At 62.6% G+C, this 22,092-nt stretch carries 17 protein-coding genes; 10 read left to right on the top strand and 7 right to left on the bottom strand.

The features are described 5' to 3' along the window. The first annotated feature begins 32 nt into the window (after positions 1-32). The 7 genes from HBO11_RS09425 (at position 33) to HBO11_RS09395 (ending at position 6,243) form a co-directional block, all read left to right on the top strand. A complete protein-coding gene (locus HBO11_RS09425; RefSeq protein WP_169951269.1) occupies positions 33-1,427 on the top strand; it encodes an ethanolamine ammonia-lyase subunit EutB in 1,395 nt (464 codons plus the stop codon). Continuing rightward, positions 1,424-2,263 (top strand): ethanolamine ammonia-lyase subunit EutC, encoded by an 840-nt coding sequence (gene eutC, locus HBO11_RS09420; RefSeq protein ID WP_169951271.1) that lies wholly within the window; start codon positions 1,424-1,426, stop codon positions 2,261-2,263. The genes HBO11_RS09425 and eutC overlap by 4 nt, the downstream gene beginning before the upstream one ends. Positions 2,264-2,368: 105 nt before the next feature. Further along, complete coding sequence (locus HBO11_RS09415; protein WP_169951273.1) at positions 2,369-2,827, top strand: GNAT family N-acetyltransferase; 459 nt, start codon at positions 2,369-2,371, stop codon at positions 2,825-2,827. A gap of 303 nt (positions 2,828-3,130) precedes the next feature. Next, complete coding sequence (locus tag HBO11_RS09410; protein WP_169865984.1) at positions 3,131-3,787, top strand: DedA family protein; 657 nt, start codon at positions 3,131-3,133, stop codon at positions 3,785-3,787. 6 nt (positions 3,788-3,793) lie between these two features. Further along, positions 3,794-4,606, top strand: coding sequence for a zinc-dependent peptidase (locus HBO11_RS09405; RefSeq protein ID WP_169951275.1), 813 nt, complete (start codon positions 3,794-3,796; stop codon positions 4,604-4,606). Positions 4,607-4,717: 111 nt separating this feature from the next. Beyond that, positions 4,718-5,245 carry an inorganic diphosphatase gene (gene ppa / locus HBO11_RS09400; RefSeq protein WP_003176323.1) on the top strand — a complete coding sequence of 176 codons (528 nt, stop codon included), beginning with the start codon at positions 4,718-4,720 and terminating at the stop codon, positions 5,243-5,245. Between the two features lie 224 nt (positions 5,246-5,469). Continuing rightward, on the top strand, positions 5,470-6,243 hold the full coding sequence (locus tag HBO11_RS09395) for an XRE family transcriptional regulator (RefSeq protein ID WP_169951277.1): 774 nt from the start codon (positions 5,470-5,472) through the stop codon (positions 6,241-6,243). A gap of 330 nt (positions 6,244-6,573) precedes the next feature. Here HBO11_RS09395 and HBO11_RS09390 read toward each other — a convergent pair whose 3' ends face one another. The 6 genes from HBO11_RS09390 to HBO11_RS09365 form a co-directional block, all read right to left on the bottom strand. Continuing rightward, a complete protein-coding gene (locus HBO11_RS09390) occupies positions 6,574-7,947 on the bottom strand; it encodes a DUF1329 domain-containing protein (RefSeq protein ID WP_169951279.1) in 1,374 nt (457 codons plus the stop codon). 60 nt (positions 7,948-8,007) lie between these two features. Beyond that, positions 8,008-9,993, bottom strand: coding sequence for a DUF1302 domain-containing protein (locus HBO11_RS09385; protein ID WP_169951281.1), 1,986 nt, complete (start codon positions 9,991-9,993; stop codon positions 8,008-8,010). A 53-nt stretch (positions 9,994-10,046) separates the two neighbouring features. Continuing rightward, positions 10,047-11,351: a phospholipase gene (locus HBO11_RS09380; protein WP_169951283.1), complete on the bottom strand. Its 1,305-nt coding sequence runs from the start codon at positions 11,349-11,351 to the stop codon at positions 10,047-10,049. Between the two features lie 107 nt (positions 11,352-11,458). Then, positions 11,459-13,048 (bottom strand): FGGY-family carbohydrate kinase, encoded by a 1,590-nt coding sequence (locus HBO11_RS09375; protein WP_169951285.1) that lies wholly within the window; start codon positions 13,046-13,048, stop codon positions 11,459-11,461. 10 nt (positions 13,049-13,058) lie between these two features. Further along, the gene (locus HBO11_RS09370; RefSeq protein ID WP_169951287.1) at positions 13,059-14,648 is read right to left on the bottom strand and encodes a glycerol-3-phosphate dehydrogenase/oxidase; all 1,590 of its coding nucleotides are present in this window, start codon (positions 14,646-14,648) and stop codon (positions 13,059-13,061) included. Between the two features lie 4 nt (positions 14,649-14,652). Further along, positions 14,653-16,248, bottom strand: coding sequence for an FAD-binding oxidoreductase (locus HBO11_RS09365; protein WP_169951288.1), 1,596 nt, complete (start codon positions 16,246-16,248; stop codon positions 14,653-14,655). A 228-nt stretch (positions 16,249-16,476) separates the two neighbouring features. Between HBO11_RS09365 and HBO11_RS09360 the strand changes: the two genes are divergently transcribed. After that, entirely contained in the window at positions 16,477-17,496 is a 1,020-nt protein-coding gene (locus HBO11_RS09360) for an AraC family transcriptional regulator (protein ID WP_169951290.1), read from the top strand. Between the two features lie 9 nt (positions 17,497-17,505). Here the strand turns inward: HBO11_RS09360 and HBO11_RS09355 are convergent, their stop codons facing one another. Then, positions 17,506-18,579: a helix-turn-helix domain-containing protein gene (locus tag HBO11_RS09355; RefSeq protein WP_169951292.1), complete on the bottom strand. Its 1,074-nt coding sequence runs from the start codon at positions 18,577-18,579 to the stop codon at positions 17,506-17,508. 271 nt (positions 18,580-18,850) lie between these two features. On the opposite strand from HBO11_RS09355, the gene HBO11_RS09350 reads away from it, so the two are divergent. Together HBO11_RS09350 and HBO11_RS09345 are read left to right on the top strand one after the other, a co-directional pair. Further along, on the top strand, positions 18,851-20,698 hold the full coding sequence (locus HBO11_RS09350) for a DUF1302 domain-containing protein (RefSeq protein WP_346266874.1): 1,848 nt from the start codon (positions 18,851-18,853) through the stop codon (positions 20,696-20,698). A gap of 28 nt (positions 20,699-20,726) precedes the next feature. Next, positions 20,727-22,019: an MFS transporter gene (locus HBO11_RS09345; RefSeq protein ID WP_169951294.1), complete on the top strand. Its 1,293-nt coding sequence runs from the start codon at positions 20,727-20,729 to the stop codon at positions 22,017-22,019. Positions 22,020-22,092: the final 73 nt, after the last annotated feature.

The raw sequence follows: 22,092 nt of genomic DNA, 5'->3' as shown, positions 1-22,092 counted from the left end.
GGCCAACGCCCGCGCCGTCATGGAGAGTCTGTATGGCAAGTTTTTCCCACTCGGTCGGTGCATTGACCTACCGTTTCGATAGCCTCAAGGACGTGATGGCCAAGGCCAGTCCCGCCCGCTCCGGGGACTTTCTGGCCGGCGTCGCCGCGCAGAACGACGGCGAACGGGTGGCGGCGCAGATGGCCCTGGCCAATATCCCGTTGAAGCACTTCCTTGAGGAGGCGCTGATCCCGTACGAAAGCGATGAAGTCACCCGCCTGATCATCGACACCCACGACCAGCAGGCCTTTGCCGTGGTCAGCCACCTGACCGTCGGCGGCCTGCGGGACTGGCTGCTCAGCGACGCGGCCGACGAACACAGCCTGCGCGCCCTGGCGCCAGGGCTGACCCCGGAAATGGCCGCCGCCGTGTCGAAGATCATGCGCGTGCAGGACCTGGTGCTGGTGGCGCAGAAGATCCGCGTCGTCACCCAGTTTCGCGGCACCCTGGGCCTGCGCGGGCGATTGTCGACGCGCCTGCAACCCAATCACCCGACCGATGAGCCGGCGGGCATCGCCGCGAGCATCCTCGACGGCCTGCTGTACGGCAACGGCGACGCCATGATCGGCATCAACCCGGCCACCGACAGCATCGCCTCGATCTGCGCCATGCTGGAAATGCTCGATGCGATCATCCAGCGCTACGAAATCCCGACCCAGGCCTGTGTGCTGACCCACGTCACCACCTCCATCGAAGCCATCAACCGTGGCGTGCCGCTGGACCTGGTGTTCCAGTCGATTGCCGGCACCGAGGCGGCCAACGCCAGTTTCGGGATCAGCCTGAGTGTGCTGCAGGAGGGCTACGACGCGGGCTTGAGCCTGAATCGCGGGACCCTGGGGCAAAACCTGATGTATTTCGAGACCGGCCAGGGCAGCGCTCTGTCGGCCAACGCCCACTTTGGGATTGACCAACAAACCTGCGAAACCCGCGCCTATGCGGTAGCGCGGCACTTCAAGCCGTTTTTGGTCAACACCGTGGTCGGTTTTATCGGCCCCGAGTACCTGTACAACGGCAAGCAGATCATCCGCGCCGGCCTCGAGGACCATTTCTGCGGCAAGCTGCTGGGCGTGCCCATGGGCTGCGACATCTGCTACACCAACCATGCCGAAGCCGACCAGGACGATATGGACACCCTGCTGACCCTGCTGGGCGTAGCCGGGATCAACTTCATCATGGGCATCCCGGGCTCCGACGACATCATGCTCAATTACCAGACCACTTCCTTCCACGACGCGCTCTATGCCAGGCAAACCCTGGGCTTAAAGCCCGCGCCGGAATTTGAACAGTGGCTGGCGAAAATGGGCATCTTCACCCAAGCCGATGGCAAGGTGCGGTTTGGCAACAATCTGCCACCGGCCTTCCGCCACGCCTTGGCGCAATTGGGATGAAGGAACCTCCAGTGCAAATCGACACACCTGAAAGCGATAATCCATGGCTGGAACTGCGGCGCCTGACCCCGGCGCGGATCGCCCTGGGCCGTACCGGCACCAGCATTCCCACGGGCGCGCAACTGGACTTCCAGTTCGCCCACGCCCAGGCCCGCGACGCGGTACACCTACCGTTTGACCATGCCGGCCTGAGCAACCAAATGGCCGAGCGCGGCCGCGACAGCCTGTTGCTGCACAGCGCCGCGCCCGATCGCCACAGCTACCTGCAACGCCCGGACCTGGGGCGGCGCCTGAGCGATGAGTCGGCACAGATACTGCGCGACTACGCCCTGGCCAACCCGGGCGGGGTGGACCTGGCGGTGGTGGTGGCCGATGGTTTATCGGCGCTGGCGGTGCATAAACATACCGCGCCGTTTCTGACACGCATGGAAGAACAGACCCACGCCGAAGGCTGGTCATTGTCGCCGGTGATCCTGGTGGAACAAGGCCGGGTGGCGGTCGCCGACGAGATCGGCCAGTTACTTGGGGCCAAAATGGTGGTGATCCTGATCGGCGAACGGCCGGGGCTCAGCTCGCCGGACAGCCTGGGGCTGTATTTCACCTACAACCCCAAGGTTGGCCTGACCGATGCCTACCGCAACTGTATTTCCAATGTGCGCCTGGAGGGCCTGAGTTACGGGATGGCCGCGCACCGCCTGCTGTACTTGATGCGCGAGGCCTGTCGGCGGCAGTTGTCGGGAGTCAACCTCAAGGATGAGGCCCAGGTTCAGACCCTGGAGTCGGACGATCCTGACCTGATGAAAGGTAACTTCCTGCTCAGCCCACCCAAGGAGTGATGCCGGCACGATTGCGATTTTTCGCCGCTTTAGGCAGCATCAAGCAGCGGGCGCCCGAGTAATGGACCGTTTGCCGTCGTATTCCTATAGAAGTTGAGGCCTAGCATGCGGATTACTCAAGCGACTCTGGAACACCTGGACCTGTTGACCCCATTATTCGTCAAATACCGCGAATTCTATGGCGCGCTGCCCTTTCCTGACTCATCCCGGGCCTTTCTGGAAAAGCGCCTGCGGCGCAAGGAATCGGTGATTTACCTGGCCCTGGCGGATGACGACGACAACAAACTGCTGGGCTTTTGCCAGCTGTATCCGAGCTTTTCTTCGCTGTCGTTGAAACGGGTGTGGATCCTCAATGACATCTACGTCGCCGAAGATGCCCGCCGCCAACTGGTGGCCGACAACCTGATGCGCACCGCAAAAAAAATGGCCAAGGAAACCAATGCCGTGCGTTTGCGCGTGTCGACCAGCAGTGATAACGCCGTGGCGCAGAAGACCTATGAGTCCATGGGCTTTCGTGAAGACACCGAGTTCAAGAACTACACATTGCCGATCAGCGAAGACTAAAAGCCATTCACCCAAACACCAAAAAAAATGTGGGAGCGGGCTTGCCCGCGATAGCGCTGGGTCAATCGAGGTATTTCTCACTGACACACCACTATCGCGGGCAAGCCCGCTCCCACATTTGGATCAGTGCTAGTCAGAATAGCTGCGACATCCCCCGCTACAAAACCAACACGCTTTTCATCATTCAATCCGTATAATGCCGACCTTTTAGGGTTGTAAGAAAAACGGCATACACGCGTAGCCTTATTACCCGCTGCCTCCGCACAGGCCCGCTGAGTCGGGCCATTCACACAGGTGCCATCCATGGATTTCAACCCGCTCGACCTTATCCTGCATCTCGACGTTTACCTCGACTTGCTGGTAACCAATTACGGTCCGTGGATCTACGCCATTCTGTTCCTGGTGATTTTTTGCGAAACCGGCCTGGTGGTCATGCCATTTTTGCCCGGCGATTCCCTGCTGTTTATTGCCGGCGCGGTAGCTGCGGGTGGCGGCATGGACCCGGTCCTGCTGGGCGGCCTGCTGATGCTCGCGGCGATCCTTGGTGACAGCACCAACTACGTGATCGGCCGCACCGCTGGGGAACGCTTGTTCAGCAACCCCAACTCGAAAATCTTCCGCCGCGACTACCTGCAAAAAACCCACGACTTCTACGACAAGCACGGCGGCAAGACCGTGACCCTGGCGCGCTTCCTGCCGATCCTGCGCACCTTCGCGCCATTCGTCGCCGGTGTCGCCAAAATGCCGTATCCGCGTTTCTTCGGCTTCAGCGTGCTGGGCACCATCCTGTGGGTCGGTGGCCTAGTCACCCTCGGTTACTTCTTCGGTAACGTACCGTTCATCAAGAAAAACCTGTCGCTGCTGGTGGTGTTCATCATCCTGCTGTCGCTGGTGCCGATGATCATTGGCGTGGTCCGTAGCCGTTTTGGCCGCACCTCCTCCGAAGCCAAGCCGCACTGATCGGCCATGTGGTCCCTCAGCGCCTGGCGTCGCCGGCGCGTCCTGGCCAAGCACCCGGTTGCCGATGAAACCTGGCAACGGGTGCGCCATCACCTGACCTTCCTCGACGGCATCAACGCCGAACAGGACCAATGGTTACGTGAGGCCAGCGTGCTGTTCCTCGCCGAAAAACACCTGACTGCCCTGCCCGGGGTCGAACTTCATCAGGAACAACGCCTGCTGCTCGCCGCCCAGGCGCAACTGCCGCTGATGAACCTGGGCGACCTGGAGTGGTACCAGGGCTTCCATGAAATCATTCTTTACCCCGATGACTTTCGCAGCCCCCAGCGCCATCGCGACGCCAGCGGCGTGGAACATGAATGGGATGGCGAACACAGCGGCGAAGCCTGGCAGCAAGGCCCGGTGATCCTCGCCTGGCCGGGCGTACTGGCCAGCGGCAATTGGGAAGGCTACAACCTGGTGATCCACGAGTTGGCGCACAAGCTCGACATGCTCAATGGCGACGCCAACGGCCTGCCGCCGCTGCACCACGACATGCGCGTACAAGAGTGGGCCAGCGTGATGCAGAGCGCGTTTGATGACCTCAACCGCCAGCTCGACCACAACCCCGACGCCGAAACCGCCATCGATCCGTATGCTGCGGAAAACCCCGCGGAATTTTTTGCGGTCACCAGCGAATATTTTTTCAGTGCGCCGGATTTGCTCGCCGACAGTTATCCACAGGTCTACGAGCAACTGAGCCACTTTTACCGCCAGGATCCACTGGCCCGCCTCAAACATCTGCAAGCCAGCGACCCACGCTATCAGACTGAAGGCTAAGTACCGTACGACGTCTGGCGCGTGGCATCGGCGCAGGAATATGCCTATAATCGCCGCCACTTTTAGGCCAATCCGGCCAATTTACTTGGCCAACTACGGGGGCAACGCCCAATGAGCTACAGCAAGATTCCGGCTGGCAAAGACCTGCCGAACGACATCTACGTCGCCATCGAGATTCCGGCCAACCACGCGCCGATCAAATACGAAATCGACAAAGACAGCGACTGCCTGTTCGTTGACCGTTTCATGGCCACCCCGATGTTCTACCCGGCCAACTACGGTTTTATCCCCAACACCCTGGCTGACGACGGCGACCCCCTCGACGTGCTGGTCGTGACCCCTTACCCGGTCACCCCAGGCTCGGTCATCCGCGCCCGCCCGGTAGGCATCCTGAACATGACCGACGACGGCGGCGGCGATGCCAAAGTTATCGCAGTGCCACACGACAAGCTGTCCCAGCTGTATGTCGACGTGAAGGAATACACCGACCTGCCGCCACTGCTGCTGGAACAGATCAAGCACTTCTTCGAGAACTACAAAGACCTCGAAAAAGGCAAATGGGTGAAGATCGACGGTTGGGGCAACGCAGACGCCGCCCGTGCCGAGATCATGAAGTCGGTAGCCGCCTACAAAGGCTGATACCACGACTCATTGCCCAGGCAGTCAAAAAAGCCCCGATTATTCGGGGCTTTTTTTGTGGGAAAATTTAAACGACAAGTTCAATTAGATAAACAAAAACACAACTACCGTTTAACTTGATCAAGTTGGAGTGCGACTTTACTTCCAATAAGGAAATACCTACATACACCAACTCAACACATAGTTTATTTGATCTTATTTTCCGGCCAGTAAACTCTGCGTTTATGAATACATCAGGTGATCGCTTAAGAACGTTACTTCGGGAAGTTCATCTTTCCGCATCCGACTTCGCCAAGAATCGCGACGTCACGCCCCAGCACGTGAACAACTGGTTCAAGCGCGGCGTGCCCATGGCCCGGCTCGACGAAATAGCAGAACTGCTGTCTGTCACCAGCCGCTGGCTGCGCACCGGCGAAGGCCCCAAATACCCGCCGACCAACCTCCAACTGGAAGGCCCCAACCACGCAAACAGCGCCACCGCCCGCGAAGACTGCGGCCACTACCGCTGCGGCCCCAGCAGCGGCCCGGAAAAAATCGACGTGGAAATCCCCCTCCACGCCTCCTTCAACACCCAGGAAAGCCTACGCCTCTCCCTGCGCACCCTGGAACAACTCAACGTCACCGCCGACCGCGCCTTGGGGGCCTACATGGTCGGCAACAGCATGATCGACATCATCCAGGACGGCGCCACCCTGGCCATTGACCGCGGCCGCACCCAAATCATCGACGGCGAAATATACGCCCTCGAACACGACGGCATGCTCCGTATCAAATACCTCTACAACCGCCCCGGCGGCGGCCTGCGCATGCGCAGCCACAACAGCAACGAACACCCCGACGAACTCCTGACCTACGACCAACGCTTCGAGCAAAACCTACAGATCCTGGGCTGGGTCTTCTGGTGGTCCACCCTCAACAACCGCCGCCCACCGGTCCCGCTGGACGAGCACTTGATCGGCTACGACAGCTCTAAATCAGACCAGACGCTGGAAAACTGAGAGGAGTGTCAGTATCATGCGCGGCACATTTGGCAGGGGTTGGCGTAGCGTCGACACACCCTGCCCGGCAATGCGGAGGAGTTCCCGCTGATGCCCCCTTTATCACTTGGGCGAGCGCTTGAGTGAACGATTGAAGGCTGGTGAGGTTTACCAAAAATAGACTTAACCAGTCCCCGAGAAGCCGGCCACAAGCCGGCTTTTTAATTACCCCAAACAATCTAATCCCATCTAAAAGCCCCCCATCAGCCCAACTACTCACGCAAGGCTTGCGACCAAAAGCCAAGAGCCGCACCCTAACGTGCAGCTCTCGCAAACTAAGCAGCAACAACCCTACCGAGTACCCCGCAACCGCAACGCCGACGGCATAAAGTACGAATCCTCAGGAATCGCCTGGCCAAAATCCACCGTCTGCGGTTCTTCGTTATCCAGGTTCTGCACGTAGTACCGCCGCGCCTGCAGGTCGTGGAATACATCCAATGCACTCCAGGTAGTCGGCAAGTCGTAGAAGTTCTTCAAGTAAGCCATCGACACCCGCCACAGTTCGCCACGGCCGTCGTACTGATCAACCACTGCTGCGCCCCAGCTGTCTTCGTCGAGGTACAGCACGCGTTTGGAGTACAGGTGACGCGCCGTCGGTTTCAGGGTGCCTTCGACGACCCACACGCGGTGCAGTTCGTAGCGGGTGTATTGCGGGTTGAGGTGGCCGACCTTGAGCAGGTCGGCGTATTTCACGTCGGCGCTGGCGACTTTGTAGTTGTTGTAGGGGATGTAGATTTCCTTCTTGCCCAGCAGTTTCCAGTCGTAGCGATCCGGCGAGCCGTTGAACATGTCGGTGTCGTCCGCCGTGCGCAAGCCATCGGAGGATGAGATCGGTGTGTCGTAGGCCAGGTTCGGCGCGCGGCGTACGCGGCGTTGGCCGGCGTCGTAGATCCAGGCTTGGCGTGCGTCTTTGATCTGGTCGAGGGTCTCGTGTACCAGGGTCGCGCCACCGGCCAGGCGGGCCGGGCTTTTTACGAAGGTCAGGTAGTAGAACAGGATGTTCTTCAGGTCGGCGTACTGCCCGCCCTGGCGGTAGTAGTTGAACAGCCCTTCCTGCTGCGCCGTCACCAGGGCAAAGCTGCCATTGCGTTGCACGGGCGCTTCCGAGGCGCGGCGGACCACGTAGGTGCCACGGTAGCGGGTGATGTGGTTCCACAATGCCTCGACACCGCTTTGTGGAATGGGGAACGGCACGCCGCCAAAGGCGTCGGCAAAGCCGGTGCCACCGTCCAGCAGCTTGGCGCTGGTGGCGTTTTTGAAGGTGTTGTCATACACCCACTGGGGTGCCGAGCCGGAACGCCGGCTTGGGTAGATGGGCATCTGGAAGGTGTCGGGGTAGCTGTTGAACAAGGCGATCTCGCCCGCCGTCAGGTTGGCCTTGTACTGTTCCAGGTTGGCCTTGGTGATGGTGAACAGCGGCTTGTCGCCGGCAAAGGGATCGACATGGTGCTTGCCCTTTTCATAGCCCTTGGGTGCCTGGGTGATCCCGCCTTCCCAGGTCGGGATGGTGCCGGCGGCATTGCCCGCGCGCTCGGCGCCGAACGGGGTGAGCTGGGTCTTGAGCTGTTGTGCGTCTTGAGGCGAGAGCGCAGCAAGCGCGTTGCCAGCGGCCAGGCCGAGGGCCAGGGCCAGGCTGGCGGTGAGCATTCGAGGTGTGTGGAACATGGCAAATCTCCAAAAAAACGAGGGCGGGCAGCCGCCCTCGCGCCGCAGCACGGCAGCGGCTTACAGGAAGTACTTGAGGTTGAAACCGATGTTGTCGCGGTCGCGGATCACGTTGTTCTGGCCGCCACCAAAGAACTCGGTGTATTGCAGCTCGGCTTCCAGCTTGTTCTGGTAGTTGGCCTTGAGCCCCAGGGTGTAGGCCTTGCGTCCCTCGATGTAGTTGCCGGCCTGATAGGAGTTGCCCTTGAAGTCGTCCTTGTAGACCACGTAGGGCGACAGGTTGACCCCGGCGTACACGTCGTTCCAGGTACCGTTGAACATCACCGTATAGCTGTAGGAATCACGGCTGACCTGGTCATCGCGCTCACCACCAGACACATAGGAGGTGTTGCCGCTGCCCGCGTAGTAGCGGGTGCTGCCATCGTAGGCCTGGTACTTCAGGCTGCTGCCACGCAGGTGCTCGGAGGCCAGTTCGAACACGCCAAACAGCGAGTCGAAGCTCAGGCCCGGACCGAAGTTGTAGATGCTACCCAAGGAGGTGTTGAAGGCCTCGACGCGTTCGGAGTTGTCGATCTGGCTGTTGAGGTTGACCATCTGCCCGCCGACATTGATGTACTGCCCGCCCGCCGCCGCGCCGGCGCCATTGGCCAGGTCGCCGATCAGGTCGTTGGTGGCGGCGACGCCGATGGGCAGGTTCGGCCGGTAGGCCAGCTCACCAAACACCGAGGCCTTGCCCAGGGTGGTGTTGAAGCTGAAGCCATACATGCGGATGTCTTCGGCATAACGCCGGTGCGCCTGGATATTGCCCATCACGTCCACCGTCGCCAGGCCATTGGCCAAGGCCGCCGCCTGGCTGCCGGCCACCGACGACAGCATGCTGGTCAGCGCTGCCATGTCGATGCCTTTGTAGCCCGCCAGGTCAGCGGCAATGGTCGGCTCCTTGGCGTGGTAGTTGACCAGGTACAGCCCGAACTCGGTGCTGTTGAGTTCCTCGGCGATGTAGCGGAAGGCAAAGCCGTACTGGCCATCGTTGCGCGCGTTGTAGTCCTTGCCGATGGACGCCACCTTGAGGGTGTTGCCGTAGGCCGGGGTCATGCCGTTGGCATACAGCCCGGTACTGCGCAGCATGCCGCCGAGCATCGGGTTGTTGCCCAGGGCGTCGTATAACCCGATGACGTTGCCGCCGATGGGCGTCGGGGTGTCGAGGGCGCTGCCGGTGAAGTTGTTGTAGCCCGTGCGGCCGCCATCGGCGAACAGGTCGCTCTGGGAATAGAAGGTGCCGACCGGATCGATGCGGGTCTCCTTCCAGTTCCACTGGTAGAAACTCTCCATCGACAGGTTGTCGCTCAAGCCGATATTGAAGCTGATGGCTTCCACCGGCATCAGCACTTCCTTGACCTCGGCGCCCGGCAGGCGGTACTTGGCCGCGTCCACCGGGTTGGTGGTGTTGACCCCGCCGCGATAGAAAATGCCCTCGCCCCAGTTGAACACCTGGCGCCCCAGACGCGCGGTCAGGGGCATCTGGCCCACGCCCCAGTTGCCATAGATGTAGGAGTCGAGGATCTCCACGCGGCTACCGGCGATGTCGCGGGTCTGGTCGGTGAAGTGGTCATCCTGGGGATGGCTCTGGCTGGGTTGCGACGGGTTGTTGTTGCGGTAGTAGTCGTTGCGCTTGTCCATGATCTGGGTGTCATAGAACCCCGTGCCACGCACGAACAGCCCGTAGTTCTGATAGTTGGCCTCCAGCTCCGAAGTGATCTTGTACACCTCGGAAACCAGCCCGGTATCGAAGTTGCGATTGCCGTCGTTGGTGTTGACGTCATCGTTGCCCTTGTCACGCCCCTGGACCCGCCACAGGCGCCCATACGACAGGGTGCTGTCGAACGAGCCGGTGACCTGGTTGTCCAGCACACTGAACTCCATGGCCTGCACGTCCCCGCCGCTGCACAGTTGCAGCAGGCCCACCAGGCCGACGCCCGCCCCCGTGGATTTAATGGACCATTTACCCTCGGATCCCGAGCCTTGCGCGCGCACTGTGGTGCTCATTGCCGTCTCTCCCCTGCAACTTTTTTGTTGTTATTGCACTGCGATGTCTGTTGTCACGGCGCCGGGCGGTCGAGGCCGGCCCTGACGTAGTTGCGACTGTGGGCGCCAAAGTGGCGCAGCAACTGCACCAACTGTTCGTTGAGCTGGGCATGGTCGTAGCGTTCGGCGGGCAATTGGTTGCCCGCACTGAAGCTCTGGGTCGCCCCGGGCGTCGCCAACCACTGGCCGATGGCCTCGTCGAACGCCACCGCCTGGGCATCCGCCTCGGCGCTGACTACCTGGCGCAGGTAATCGGTCGAATAAGCCGGGTAATCGGCGTCCCGGGAGGCGTCGGCATAGGCCGTCAGCATCGGGTTGCTCGCCCCCGTCAGCAGCAGGTGGCGCAGCCAGGCGAACTGGTAGCGCTCCACCTCGTTGTGGCGCGTGGCGACACGCTCGATCGCCGCCCGCTTGTCACTGTCATAGCCAGCCAGGGCCTTGCCCTCCATCAGCAGCATGCTGGTCAGGTCATCGCCCGGCAGGGTCGTGGCGTGATACGGCTGGGTCAGGTCCTGCAGGTAGTGCATGCCCCAGCCCAGGAAGCGATAGCCCCAGTAGGGATGGCCATTGGCAAAGGCAAAACGCGCCAGGCCGAAGTACTGGTAGGCCCGCCAGTCCGGCCAGTTGCGCAGCAGGAAGGGCGCCGCGACGTAGACCACCGCGCTCTCGTGGAAGAAGCCCATATGGAACGGCGCCTGGGAGCTGTATTGGAAACGCGCGTCGCCAAACGACTGCACGCCGAAGCCATACAACGCGCCGACGGCCCCCGGGTTATCGCTGAACAGATTGATATCGTGACCGTAGTCCGGCTCGTCCGCAGCGGTCGCCAGCACGGCCAGTGGCGCGACCTGCTGCCCCGGCTGCAGCTGAATGAAGCGCTGGCGATTCCACGGCGAAAGCGTTTGCTCGACCATCACGTCGGCGGCCTTGAGCTGCGGGCGTCCCGCCAGGTCCTCGCCGGGCATGGGCTGGATCACCTGGGCCAGGTGGATCTGCGGGTTGACCCGCAGGGCCATGAGCAAGTCCCGGCGCAGATCGGCCCCAGGTTGCGGCGCCAGGCGCAGGTTGTCGGGGCGCGGCGGATAGTCGGGGAAGTGGCTGCGGGCGAAGTTCTCCTGCTCGTCCAGCAAAGCCACCAGGCCTGGATACTGCTCGGACACAAACTGCTCGAGGGACTCGACCGCCACCTCGGGCGCCTCGCGCAAGGCGGGCAAATCCCGCAGGGCCAGGTAGCTGCCCACGCTGTGATTAGACCATGCACCGGCCAAGGGCGACAGACTGCACAGCCCCAGGCACAGCAGCAACGACGGCAACTTCATGGCTTTACGCTCTTGTTGTAGATGCGTTCAGCCTAACAATCCGGGTACCCCCCGACACTGTCCGATCTTGCCAAAAAGACTCTCCAATAGCGCCATACAGCTTGGGTCTACGCCGGGTAGCCGGTAATCTCGCGAATACTCTGGTACAGCGGCTTGAGCTGGCGATACATGTGCAGGTAGACCTCACGGTACAAGCGGTCGTACATCTGTTGCGCCTCGGGCTGGGGCATGAACACCTCGGCAGTGCGGGTCATGGCCGCGATGGCGGTATCGAAGTCCGCGTACAACCCAAGCCCCACCGCACAGGCAATCGCCGCCCCCAGTCCAGAGGCCTCGTAGACATGCGGGCGCTCGGCGGGCAGGCCGAAGATATCGGCGGTCAGTTGCATCGCCGCATCGCTCTGGGAACCGCCCCCGGCCACGCGCAAGCGCTTGATCGACAGTTTCGAACGGCGCTCGATACGCTCCTTGCCCTGGCGCAGGGCATAGGCCAGGCCCTCGAGGATCGCCCGGTAGATATGGGCCCGGGTGTGCACGTCGCCAAAGCCGATCATCGCCCCCTTGGCCTCTACACCCGGCTCGCGGATGCCCGGCGACCAGTAGGGTTGCAGGGTCAGGCCCATGGAGCCGGGCGGCACCGCGTTGACCAGCGCATCGAACAACTGCTCCGGCTCCAGGCCCTGCTCCCGGGCCTGCTGCATTTCCCGCAGGCCGAACTCGTTCTTGAACCAACTGACCATCCAGTAGCCGCGATAGATCATCACCTCGCAGTTGTAGTGATCGGGGATTGCCGCCGGATACGGCGGGATCAGCGGGACTATCTCCAGGTAGCGCGAGCGCGTGGTGGTGATGGTCGCCGTGGTGCCGTAGGACAGGCACGCAGTCGTCGCCTCCACCACGCCGGAGCCGAGCACCTCGCAGGCCTTGTCGGAGCCGGCAGCGATCAGTGGCAGGCCCTCGGGGATCCCGGTGTGGCGGCTGGCCTCGGCGGTGATGCGGCCCAACTCCTCTCCCGGCTTGTACAAACGCGGCAGTTGCTGCGCACGCACCGCCAGGGCCTGCCATTTCCAGTCCCGGGGCGCGGCCCAGCGCAGGTGCTTGAAGTCGAAGGGCAAGTAGCCCACGCAGCACCCCACCGAGTCGACAAAACGCCCGGTCAGGCGATGGCTGAGAAAGCCCGAGAGCAGCAGGAACTTGTCCGTGGCGGCCCAGATATCCGGCTGATGCTGGGCGATCCAGTTGGCCTCGGCCTGGGCGCGAAAATAGTCCACCGTGGCCTCGGCGCCGATCAACTTGAACAGCCAGCCCCAGGGCCCCTTGATCCCGCCCTCCGGCTCGCACTGGCGCTGGTCGAGCCAAAGGATGGCCGGGCGCAAGGCCTGGCCCTGGGCATCGACATTGATCAAGGTGCCGCGCTGGGTGGTCAGGGACACGCCACGGATCAGGCTGCGGTCGATGCCGGTCTGCGCCCACAATTGCTGGCAGGCTTCGCCCAGTTTGCGCCAGTAGTAATCCGGATCCTGCTCGGCCCAGCCAGGCTGCGTGGAGTAGTAGGCCTGCAACTCGACCTTGCCTTTGCCCAGCAGGTTGCCCTGCAGGTCGAACAACAGCGCGCGGACACTCTGGGTGCCGTTGTCGATCGCCAGTACATAGTGTTTGTCGGGGGAATTGTTATCCACGAAGCTCTCTTTATTCATGACGCGCTCTTCAGATCGAGGCGGACGGGACGCTGTGATGGCGTTGCCAGAGTTGCAGGTAGCGCTGCTGTTCCTGTTCCCAGCGCGCGTCGTCCCAGCCCAGGCGCGGCTGACATAGCCGACGGATGTCTGGCAGGTAGTGGGCGGCGCCGCCGGGCAGGAGCAGGCCGAGACGGGTGCGCCGCAACAACAGGTCGTCCAGGTGCAGGACCATCTCGGCCTCGGCGGCAAAGGCCAGCTCTGCCCACAGGGTATCGCTGGCGCCGACACACTCGCTGCCCAGACTATGTATCAGGCTGGCCAGGCGGGGCAGGTCGCGGCCATGGCGCCCGGCCAGGCGCCGCCTGCCGGCATCGCTCAGCCCGGGGATCGCCTGCCGCGACACAGCCTGGAACACTGGCGCGCCGTCATCCTCCAGGGGCTTCCCGAGCATCCCGGCACAGGCCCGCAGCACCTCGATGGCCTGGGGCCTGAAGGTGGTCAGCTTGCCCCCCGCCAGGGTCACGCAGCCCGGTTCCTGCCACAGCACATGTTCGCGGGTTTCATTGGAGGGTTTGGCCTGGGAATCGGCGGCGCCCACCACCGGGCGCACCCCGGACCAGGTGCACAGCACGTCCGCCGCCGTCACCTCGGCCTGGGGAAATGGCTGGGCGCAAGCCTCCAACAGGTAGTCGAGTTCTTCACGGGTAATGCTCGCCTCGAGGTCCAGGTCCTCGCGATGATCCAGGTCGGTGGTGCCCACCACGGTGGCCCCTTCCCAGGGAAACACGAACACCGGGCGACCGTCGCGCCGATGCATAAAACTGAAGGCATGGGCCACCGGCAAGCGCCAGCCAGGCAACAACAAATGACTGCCACGCAAGGGCCGCAACTGCCGCTGCCCGCCGCCCGGTTGCAAGCGTTCAGCCCAGGCGCCGGTGGCGACCGCCAGCACCGCGCAACGCACTCGCATAACGGCGCCGCCTTGCGCGTCTTCGACCTCGACCCCACACACCCGCCCGTCCTCGCGCAGCAACTGGCGCACCCGCAGGCCATTGAGCGCCCAGGCGCCATCGGCGCGGGCCTCGGCCAACACGCGCATGACCAGGCGGGCATCGTCGGTCAGCGCATCGCGAAACTGCGACGCCCCCAGCAGCCCCGGCTCCATCAGCCCCGGCGCCAAGTAGCGCAGTTGTGCAGGCCGGTGGAACTGCCGGCTGCGGCAACCGGCCAGGGCGTCATACACCCGCAGCAAGCCGCCGAACACCCGCGGCCCGGGAAACCCGCCACGATAGTGCGGCATCAAAAAACTCAGGGGTTCCACCAACCCCGGTGCTTCGCCCATCAGGCGCTGGCGCTCGCGTACCGAATCGCGCGCCAGGCGCCACTGGCCCTTGGCGATGTAGCGCAGGCCGCCATGGACCATTTTTGAAGAACGGCTGGAGGTGCCCCAGGCAAAATCCCGTTGCTCCAGCAGCAGGCAGCGCCAGCCGCGCCGGGCCGCCTCGCGCAGGATCCCGGCGCCGCTGATGCCGCCGCCAATCACAATCAAGTCCCAGGGTTCACGCGCCAGTTGCGGCAACACGGCCTCGCGCCATTGGGCATTCCAGTCATCGCTCATGGGCCTAGTCTTCCAGCAGGGTGCCGGGGTTCATACGCCCGGCCGGATCGAAATGCCGGCTCAGGCTGTGCAACGCCGCCATCGCCAATTCGCCCTTCTCCCTCGGCAGGTAAGGCGCGTGGTCCTTGCCCACACCATGCTGATGGCTGATGGTGCCGTGGTTTTCGACGATGGTGCGGCTGGCCACCTGCTTGAGGGCTTTCCAGCGCTCCAGGGTGGCCGGGTAGTCCGCCGCCGGGCGGAACACATAGCTGGTGTAGATGCTCGAACCTTCGCCATAGACATGGGACAGGTGGGTGAACACATGGACGCGCTCGCCCTCGGCCGCCAGGCAGTCGCGCAGGCTGGCCTCGATCGCGTGCAGCAGGGCGTCGACATGGCACCAGTCGGTCGCGGTCTCCAGGGTGTCTACCACGTAGCCGGCATGCCAGAGGTTCTCCCGCAGGTAGGGGAAGCGAAAGCGGTTCTGTTGCCACTTTTTGCCCAGCAGGGTGCCGGTAAACACCCCGCCAAAAGCCTTGAGGTGCTGGCGCGCCTGGCGCAACGACAAGGCATTCTGCCGACGATTGCCGGTGACGCCGAAAGTCAGCAGGCATTTGCCCTCGCCAGCCCCGCGCAGTGCCAGGTAGCGTTCCAGCCAGGCGATTTGATTGGGATGGCCGGCCAGCGCCAGTTGGGTCTGGGTTTCCATGGCATTGGACAGGCGCAGCATCGACAGCGGCACCCGGGCCTGCACCAGTTGGCGGATCGCCTGCAGGGCCTTGGGCCAGTCTGGCAGGAATACGCCGTAGAAGCGCTCGTCCTCGGGCAACGCGCTGACCCGGACCTTGACCTTGGAGATGATGCCGAACCGCCCTTCACTGCCCAGCACCACTTCCCGCAGGTCGGGGCCCGCGGCCGAGGCCGGGAAGCTCGGGATTTCCAGGGGCCCGGCGAAAGTCTCCAGGGTGCCGCCGGCAAACAGTTGCTCGATCCGCCCATAGCGCAGCGATTGCTGGCCACTCGAGCGGCTGGCCACCCAGCCGCCCAGGGTCGACAGCTCCCAGGACTGCGGGAAGTGCCCCAGGGTGTAGCCTTTCGCACGCAGCTGGCTCTCCACCTGGGGCCCACTGGCACCGGGGCCAAAGGTAGCGATCAGGCTTTGTTCGTCGAGGTCGAGCAGGCGGTTCATGTGGGCCAGGGACACCGTCAGCACCGGGCGCGTGGATGCCGGCGGGTTGATATGCCCGGCCACCGAGGTGCCGCCGCCGTAGGGAATCAGGCACAGGTCGGCACTGTCGGCCAGGGCCAGCAGCTGGCGGATCTGCTCGACAGTTTCCGGCAGGGCCACGGCGTCCGGGTACCGGCCCAGCGCACCTTCACGCAGGGCCAGCCAGTCCGGCAGGCTCTGGCCGCGGGCATGCATCAGACGATCCCGGGGCTCGATACTGTAAAGCGGATGGGGCGCCAGGCGCGACGCGGGCACCGCGGCCAGGGCGCGGTCCAGGCTGGCGTCCGGCAGGGTGTGCCCGTCGCCCAATCGCTCGCGCAGAAACGCTGCCCCATGGGCGGGCATCTCCATCTGCGTAGTTTCTTCGCCCCAGCCGTTCCAGCGTCGCATGCCTGTTTCTCCCAGCAGATCTTATGATTTTCAGTGTCCCCATACTAAACAGCCGGTGCGCGCTGTCACGGTCGCATCGGGACAGATGGAGTAGCCAATTGGGTCAATCGCTGTATTACCGGATGTATCCACGGGAGCATTTACTTTAGTCACGATTTCAAATTACCTTGCCTGCCATCGACGCGCGCAAGGCACTGCCGCCGGCAACACCCCGCAAGGAACCCGATCATGCAGACACTCGGCTCTACCTCCGTCCCCCCTCTGCTGAAGTACCTGCGCCATGCCGAACAGCTCGGCGTGGCAACCGCCCCCGCACTGGAGGCGGCCGGGATCACTGTCGGCCAACTGGACGACAACAGCCTGCGCCTGCCCGTGGAAGCCCACGAGCGCCTGCTGGGGTACTTCTGCGAACATTCCGGGGACTTGCTGTTCGGGCTCAATTCGGCGCGCTTCGTGTTGCCCAACTCGTGGAGCGTGCTCGGCTACATCACCATGAACTGCGCGACCCTGGGCGAGGCGATGAACCGCATCATGCCGTTCGAAAAACTGGTGGGCGACATGGGCACCAGCCGCGCGGAAATGGTCCATGACCAGGTGCGACTGATCTGGAACTGCCGCCACCAGCAGCCGCAGATCCGCCGGCACATGGTGGAAAACGTCCTGGCATCCTGGCTGGTGTATGCCCGCTGGATCGCCGACACCGAGCTGTCGCCAAGCCAGGTGTTGCTCGAACATCCGCTGCCGGACGGCGCACAACTAAGCCAGTACGAGGACTTCTTCGGCTGCCCGGTGTTGTTCGAACAGCCCTGCTCGGCCCTGGTGGCGCCCTTGAGCTACCTGCAAACGCCCCTGCGCCAGGCCGATGCGCAATTGCTGCGCACCCTGGAAGAACATGCCCTGGCCCTGATGGCCTCACTGGACGATTCAACCCTGGCGCTGCGGGTGAAAAACGCCCTGCGCCAGTTGCTCAAGGAAGGCCTGCCGCGCAAGGAACAGGTGGCCGAGCAGTTCGCCATGTCGGTGCGCACCCTGCAACGCCAGTTGCAGCAGGCCGGCACGTCCTACCAGCAGATCCTCGACGACCTGCGCCAGGAACTGGCCGAGCACTACCTGCTGCACAGCGACCTGCCGATCCAGGACATCGCCCAATACCTGGGCTTCACCGAACCGCGCTCGTTCCACCGCACCTTCAAGAGCCGCACCGGTGTGCCACCGGGCGAGTATCGGCAGACCCATCGGGGCAGTTGAGGCCGAACATCACAGGCGCTCCAGCCCCAACCCCTCGATCAAATCCTCCCCTGCTTCATCCGCCCGCCAGCGCCGACTGGAGATGCGCATGGTGTAGCGCCGCCGATACTCCGAAGGCGTCAGCCCCGTACTGCGCAAAAACAGGCGCCGAAATGCACTGGCATCTTGATAACCGCAGTACTCCATGACTTCCGTCAGGTCGATCAGGGTCACTTCCAGTAACTGCTTGGCGCGCTCAACCCGCAGGCGATGCAGGTAATCCAGGGGGGTCATGCCCTCCACCTCTTTGAAGTGACGCAGCAAGGTCCGCGGGCTGGCGGTCGCGGCCTGGGCGACCTCGTCCAGGCTGTAGGGCGTCTGAATATGCTGTTGCAGCCACTGCTTGGCGCGGAACACCACACTGTCGCGGGTTTTTACCGAGATGCCGGGGAAATTCAGGCTTGAGTGTTCAAAGCGCATCGGGTGATAAAGCAGGCCATTGGTCGCGACCTGGGCCATTTCTTCGCCGGCGAAGTGCCGGATCAACTCCACCATCAAATCGCAGACCGCCGCCGGGGCTCCAGCGGTGAACACCGGGCCGTCGACCACCACCGGGCCTTCCATCGCCAATTGCACCTTCGTAAAGGCGCACGCGAACCAATTGGCAATCATCCAGGTGACCGTCGCGCGCCGGCCATCCAGGACACCTGCACGCGCGAGCATCACCGCGCCATTGAAGCTGGCAGCAATCACGCGCCCTTGGGCGTGGTAACGCGCGATGCAGTTCAGCTCGGCGGTGCATTGATCGAGAACATGGTTCAGGTCCGGCACGCTTTTCATCTGCACGCCGGGAACAAACAGGGCTGTCTGCGAGGGCCGCAGGGTTTTGCGGCCGGCGTTGGGCGGGCGCATTTGCGCCAGCCAGTCGGGAAGCGGCAGCTCATTGCCCGCCGCATCGATCAGGCGCCAGTGAAAAAACGCGCCGCGCTTATCCGGGTTGCGCAACTGCCAGAGGCTGTTAAAGGTGCGCAGCATGTCGATCACGCTAAACAGCGTGCCAGTGAGACTGTGCGGGCCATGCAATAAATCGACGCGGACATTCATGGGCTTACCTGGCGATATTAGATTTATTGTTGGCGATATTAGCCCTGCCTTTTCACGCTGTCTCCCGACCGCTCGCCCGGCCTGCGTGATGCTCCTTTAAAAACAGGGTCGAACCGCCTTTTCACCTGGCTTTTAACAGTCAATTGCCCGGGATTTTTACTGGCGATATTGGCTTTATCGCTGTCGGTACTCGCCTTATTACCGAGACCGCTTCGACGATAGACTGAAAAACACCTGAGCTGCGCAAAGAAAAAAACAAGGGTATCAGTCAGTGAAAACAACAATAAGAAACACCGGCAAGCCTGTGATGGCAGGGTTGGCCACGGCCTTGCTCAGTGCTGGCATCGGCACTCCAGTCACCGCAGGAGAACTGGTGTTCAGTGACCTCAAGTCAGGGCTGGGGAATGGCATGCAATGGCAACATGAAGACACCCGTCTGCAGGTAAAAGGCGCCTTGGCCCTGGGCACAGTGCGACGCATGGACGACCCGAGCCACCGCCTGACCAGTGCCGAATACGGTATGAACCTGTTCAACGACGGCAACCTCAACTACAAGCGCGGCGATGCGGTTTCCACGTCGGCCGAAGCCTACCTGCAAGCGGACCTCAGCCACCGTAACCTCGGGGTTTTCGTCAGCGCAAAGGGTTGGTACGACTACACCCAGAAACACCAGGACGTCGGGCATGGCAGCGTCCCCAACGGCTATCGCTCGGGAGAACCACTCAGTGATTCGGGGTTCGATTCCCTGGCGCGCTTCTCCAATGCGGTGTTCAACGACGCCTATGTCTACGGCAATTTCCAGCCCGCCGGGCATGATCTGCTGGTGCGCCTGGGCGACCAGGCGATCCCTTGGGTCACGCCCACCACCATCAGCGGTGGCTTGCAGGCAGTGAACGCGTTTGACTGGGCCGCCGCACGCCGCGCCACCTCGATTGCCGAAGCCCGCACCGTGCCGATGCCGACCCTGTACGCCAAGCTGGCCCTGACCGAGAACCTGTCGGTGGATGCGTTCAATCAGTTTGAATTGCGCCCCAGTGCCTACTCTGGCTGTGGCACATTTCTGTCGACCAGCGACTACGCCCAACCCGGCTGCAACCAATTTATCCTTAACGGCAGCGTGATGAGCGCGATAGCAGGCCGACCGATCTCGACCACCGACGGCCAGGCCCTCAACAACCCCTTGGATCACGTGGCCCGCGGCCCGGACCATCGCCCAGGCAATAATCAATACGGCGCCAGCCTGCAGTATTTATGGAAGGACGTCGGGTTGTTCGGCTTGTATTTCGCCGACTACAGCAGCCGGGAAGCGCTGACACAAGTCATGCGTACCGGCCCCGGCGTACTGACACCACCGGCCGCGAACGTGGGGCAGGCAACACCCACTGGAGTGGCGGCCTATTATCAACGCGCCTACCCAACCCGCATTCGCCTGTACGCCCTCAACTTCAAGACACGGCTACCGGGTGGCACCGGGATTTATGCCGAATACAGTTACCGCCCCAATCAACCGATCGCCTGGAACGGCGCTGACTTTATTGCCGGGCTGCTCGCCGGCAGCGGGCCGATGGGCTACCTGTCCAAAACCCCGACGGGCTACCTGGCAAGCGGCTACGACCGCTTCCACGTCAGCCAATTGAATCTCGGCGCCAGCCACCCTTTTGGCCAAGTGCTGGGCGGTGCGATGAAGCTATCGGCAGAAGCCGGGTTGAAATATGTACATGACCTGCCCGACACCGACCAGATCCGTTACGGACGCCCCGGTTTTGGCAGCGCGCCCTACGGCAAAGCGGCGAAGTGCACAGGCCCGGCGGCCAGATGTGCGGATGACGGATTTATCACGCCGTTTGCCTGGGGTACCCGTATCAAAGGGGAAATCAACTACAGGAATGTGTTGCCCGGGCTGGACCTGACGCCTTCGCTGACACTCGTCTATGACATCGAGGGGCACGCCTATGACGGGGTATTTTCCGAAGGCCGCTACGCGCAAATACTCGGTGTGAACGGTGATTACAAAAGCACTTACACCTTCGATCTCAGCTACCTGAACACCGGTGGCGGCGATTACAACCTGGTGGCAGATCGCAGCCTGTTAGAGGCCAGTGTCGGTATTCGCTTCTAGCAGCCCCCCTTAAAACAAGGCCATAACCATGAGTTCATTTACCGATAGCCGACGCCCGCTCGTCGTTGCCCTGCTGATGACAGTGGTGATCATCAGCGTGCTGGACAAGACCATTTTTGCCTTCGCCGGCCCGCAGATCATTGATGAGTTAAAGCTCACGCCAGCACAGTTCGGTTTTATCAGCAGCGCGTTCTTTTTTCTTTATTCGATCTCTGGGGTACTGGTGGGTTTTCTCGCCAACCGTATGCCGAGTCGCTGGATTCTCTCCGGCATGGCCCTGGTATGGATGACCGCCCAATTGCTCGCGGCCCTGTCCACCAGTTTCTTCACCCTGCTGGCCAGCCGCATCCTGCTCGGTGCCGGTTGCGGCCCGGGCACGGCGGTGACCCAGCACGCCTGCTTCAAGTGGTACACCAGCCGAGAGCGGGTGCTGCCAGCAGCGCTGATCCAGGTCGCAATCATGCTCGGCGCGATTGCCGGAGCGGTCGCCCTGCCCAAGCTGATCGAGCAGTACGGCTGGCGCACGGGCTATGTGCTGCTGGCCGGTGTCGGCCTGGTGTGGCTGCTGCTGTGGCAACGTTATGGCCGTGAAGGCCAGCATGACGATACACGGGACACCCAGGGCGACCTGCTGCCCACGCTGCCCTACAAGCGCCTGTTGCTCAACCGCACGTTTGTCTGCATTACCCTGGTCGCGTTCTGCAGCTACCTGCCCAATGCCTTGCTCTACAGCTGGCTGCCCACCTACCTGCAAAGGGGCCTGGGCATGACCCCGATGCAATCGGGGTACCTGGTGCTGGCCACCACCCTGGGGGTGATCTTTATCAACTTGCTGGTTTCCAGCCTGGCGCAACGCGCGATGAAACGCGGCGCCAGCCTGCGCAAGGCGATGGTTGTGCCGCCGCTGCTGGCGTGCCTGGTCGCCGCCGTCACCTACATCCTGATGGGTTTTACCAGCACCAGCCTGACGGTGACCCTGGGGTTTTTCCTGCTCGGCAGCATCCTCCTCAACCTGCTGTCGGCCTTCGGTTTCAGCATCGTTGCCCACATCGCCCCGGCCCGCCAGCGCGGGAGCATGCTGGCGATCCATATTGCGCTGCTGACCACTGCCGGCATGCTCGCGCCAGTGCTGGTCGGCCAGGCCATTGGCTGGCAGAACGGCGACCTGGTGACCGGCTTCGAGCTGGCGATCGGCCTGTTCGGCATTGCCCTGCTGGTGTTCAGCCTGCTGGGCCTGGTACTGATCGACCCGGAGCGCAGTCGTCGTGAGCTCCTTGCCAGCACTCCCAGCGCAGCTTTTGAGGCCACCAGCCCGGCCTAAACCGCGCAGTGATTGCCCACCACCTTGAGCGCTGCGCGCGGCGCCCAGCACGACTGCCAATAGGGAACACCCG

This window comes from Pseudomonas sp. WS 5010 (assembly GCF_012985565.1).
In the GTDB taxonomy this organism is placed as follows: Bacteria; Pseudomonadota; Gammaproteobacteria; order Pseudomonadales; family Pseudomonadaceae; genus Aquipseudomonas.
This window is presented reverse-complemented; position numbering and strand designations above follow the sequence as displayed.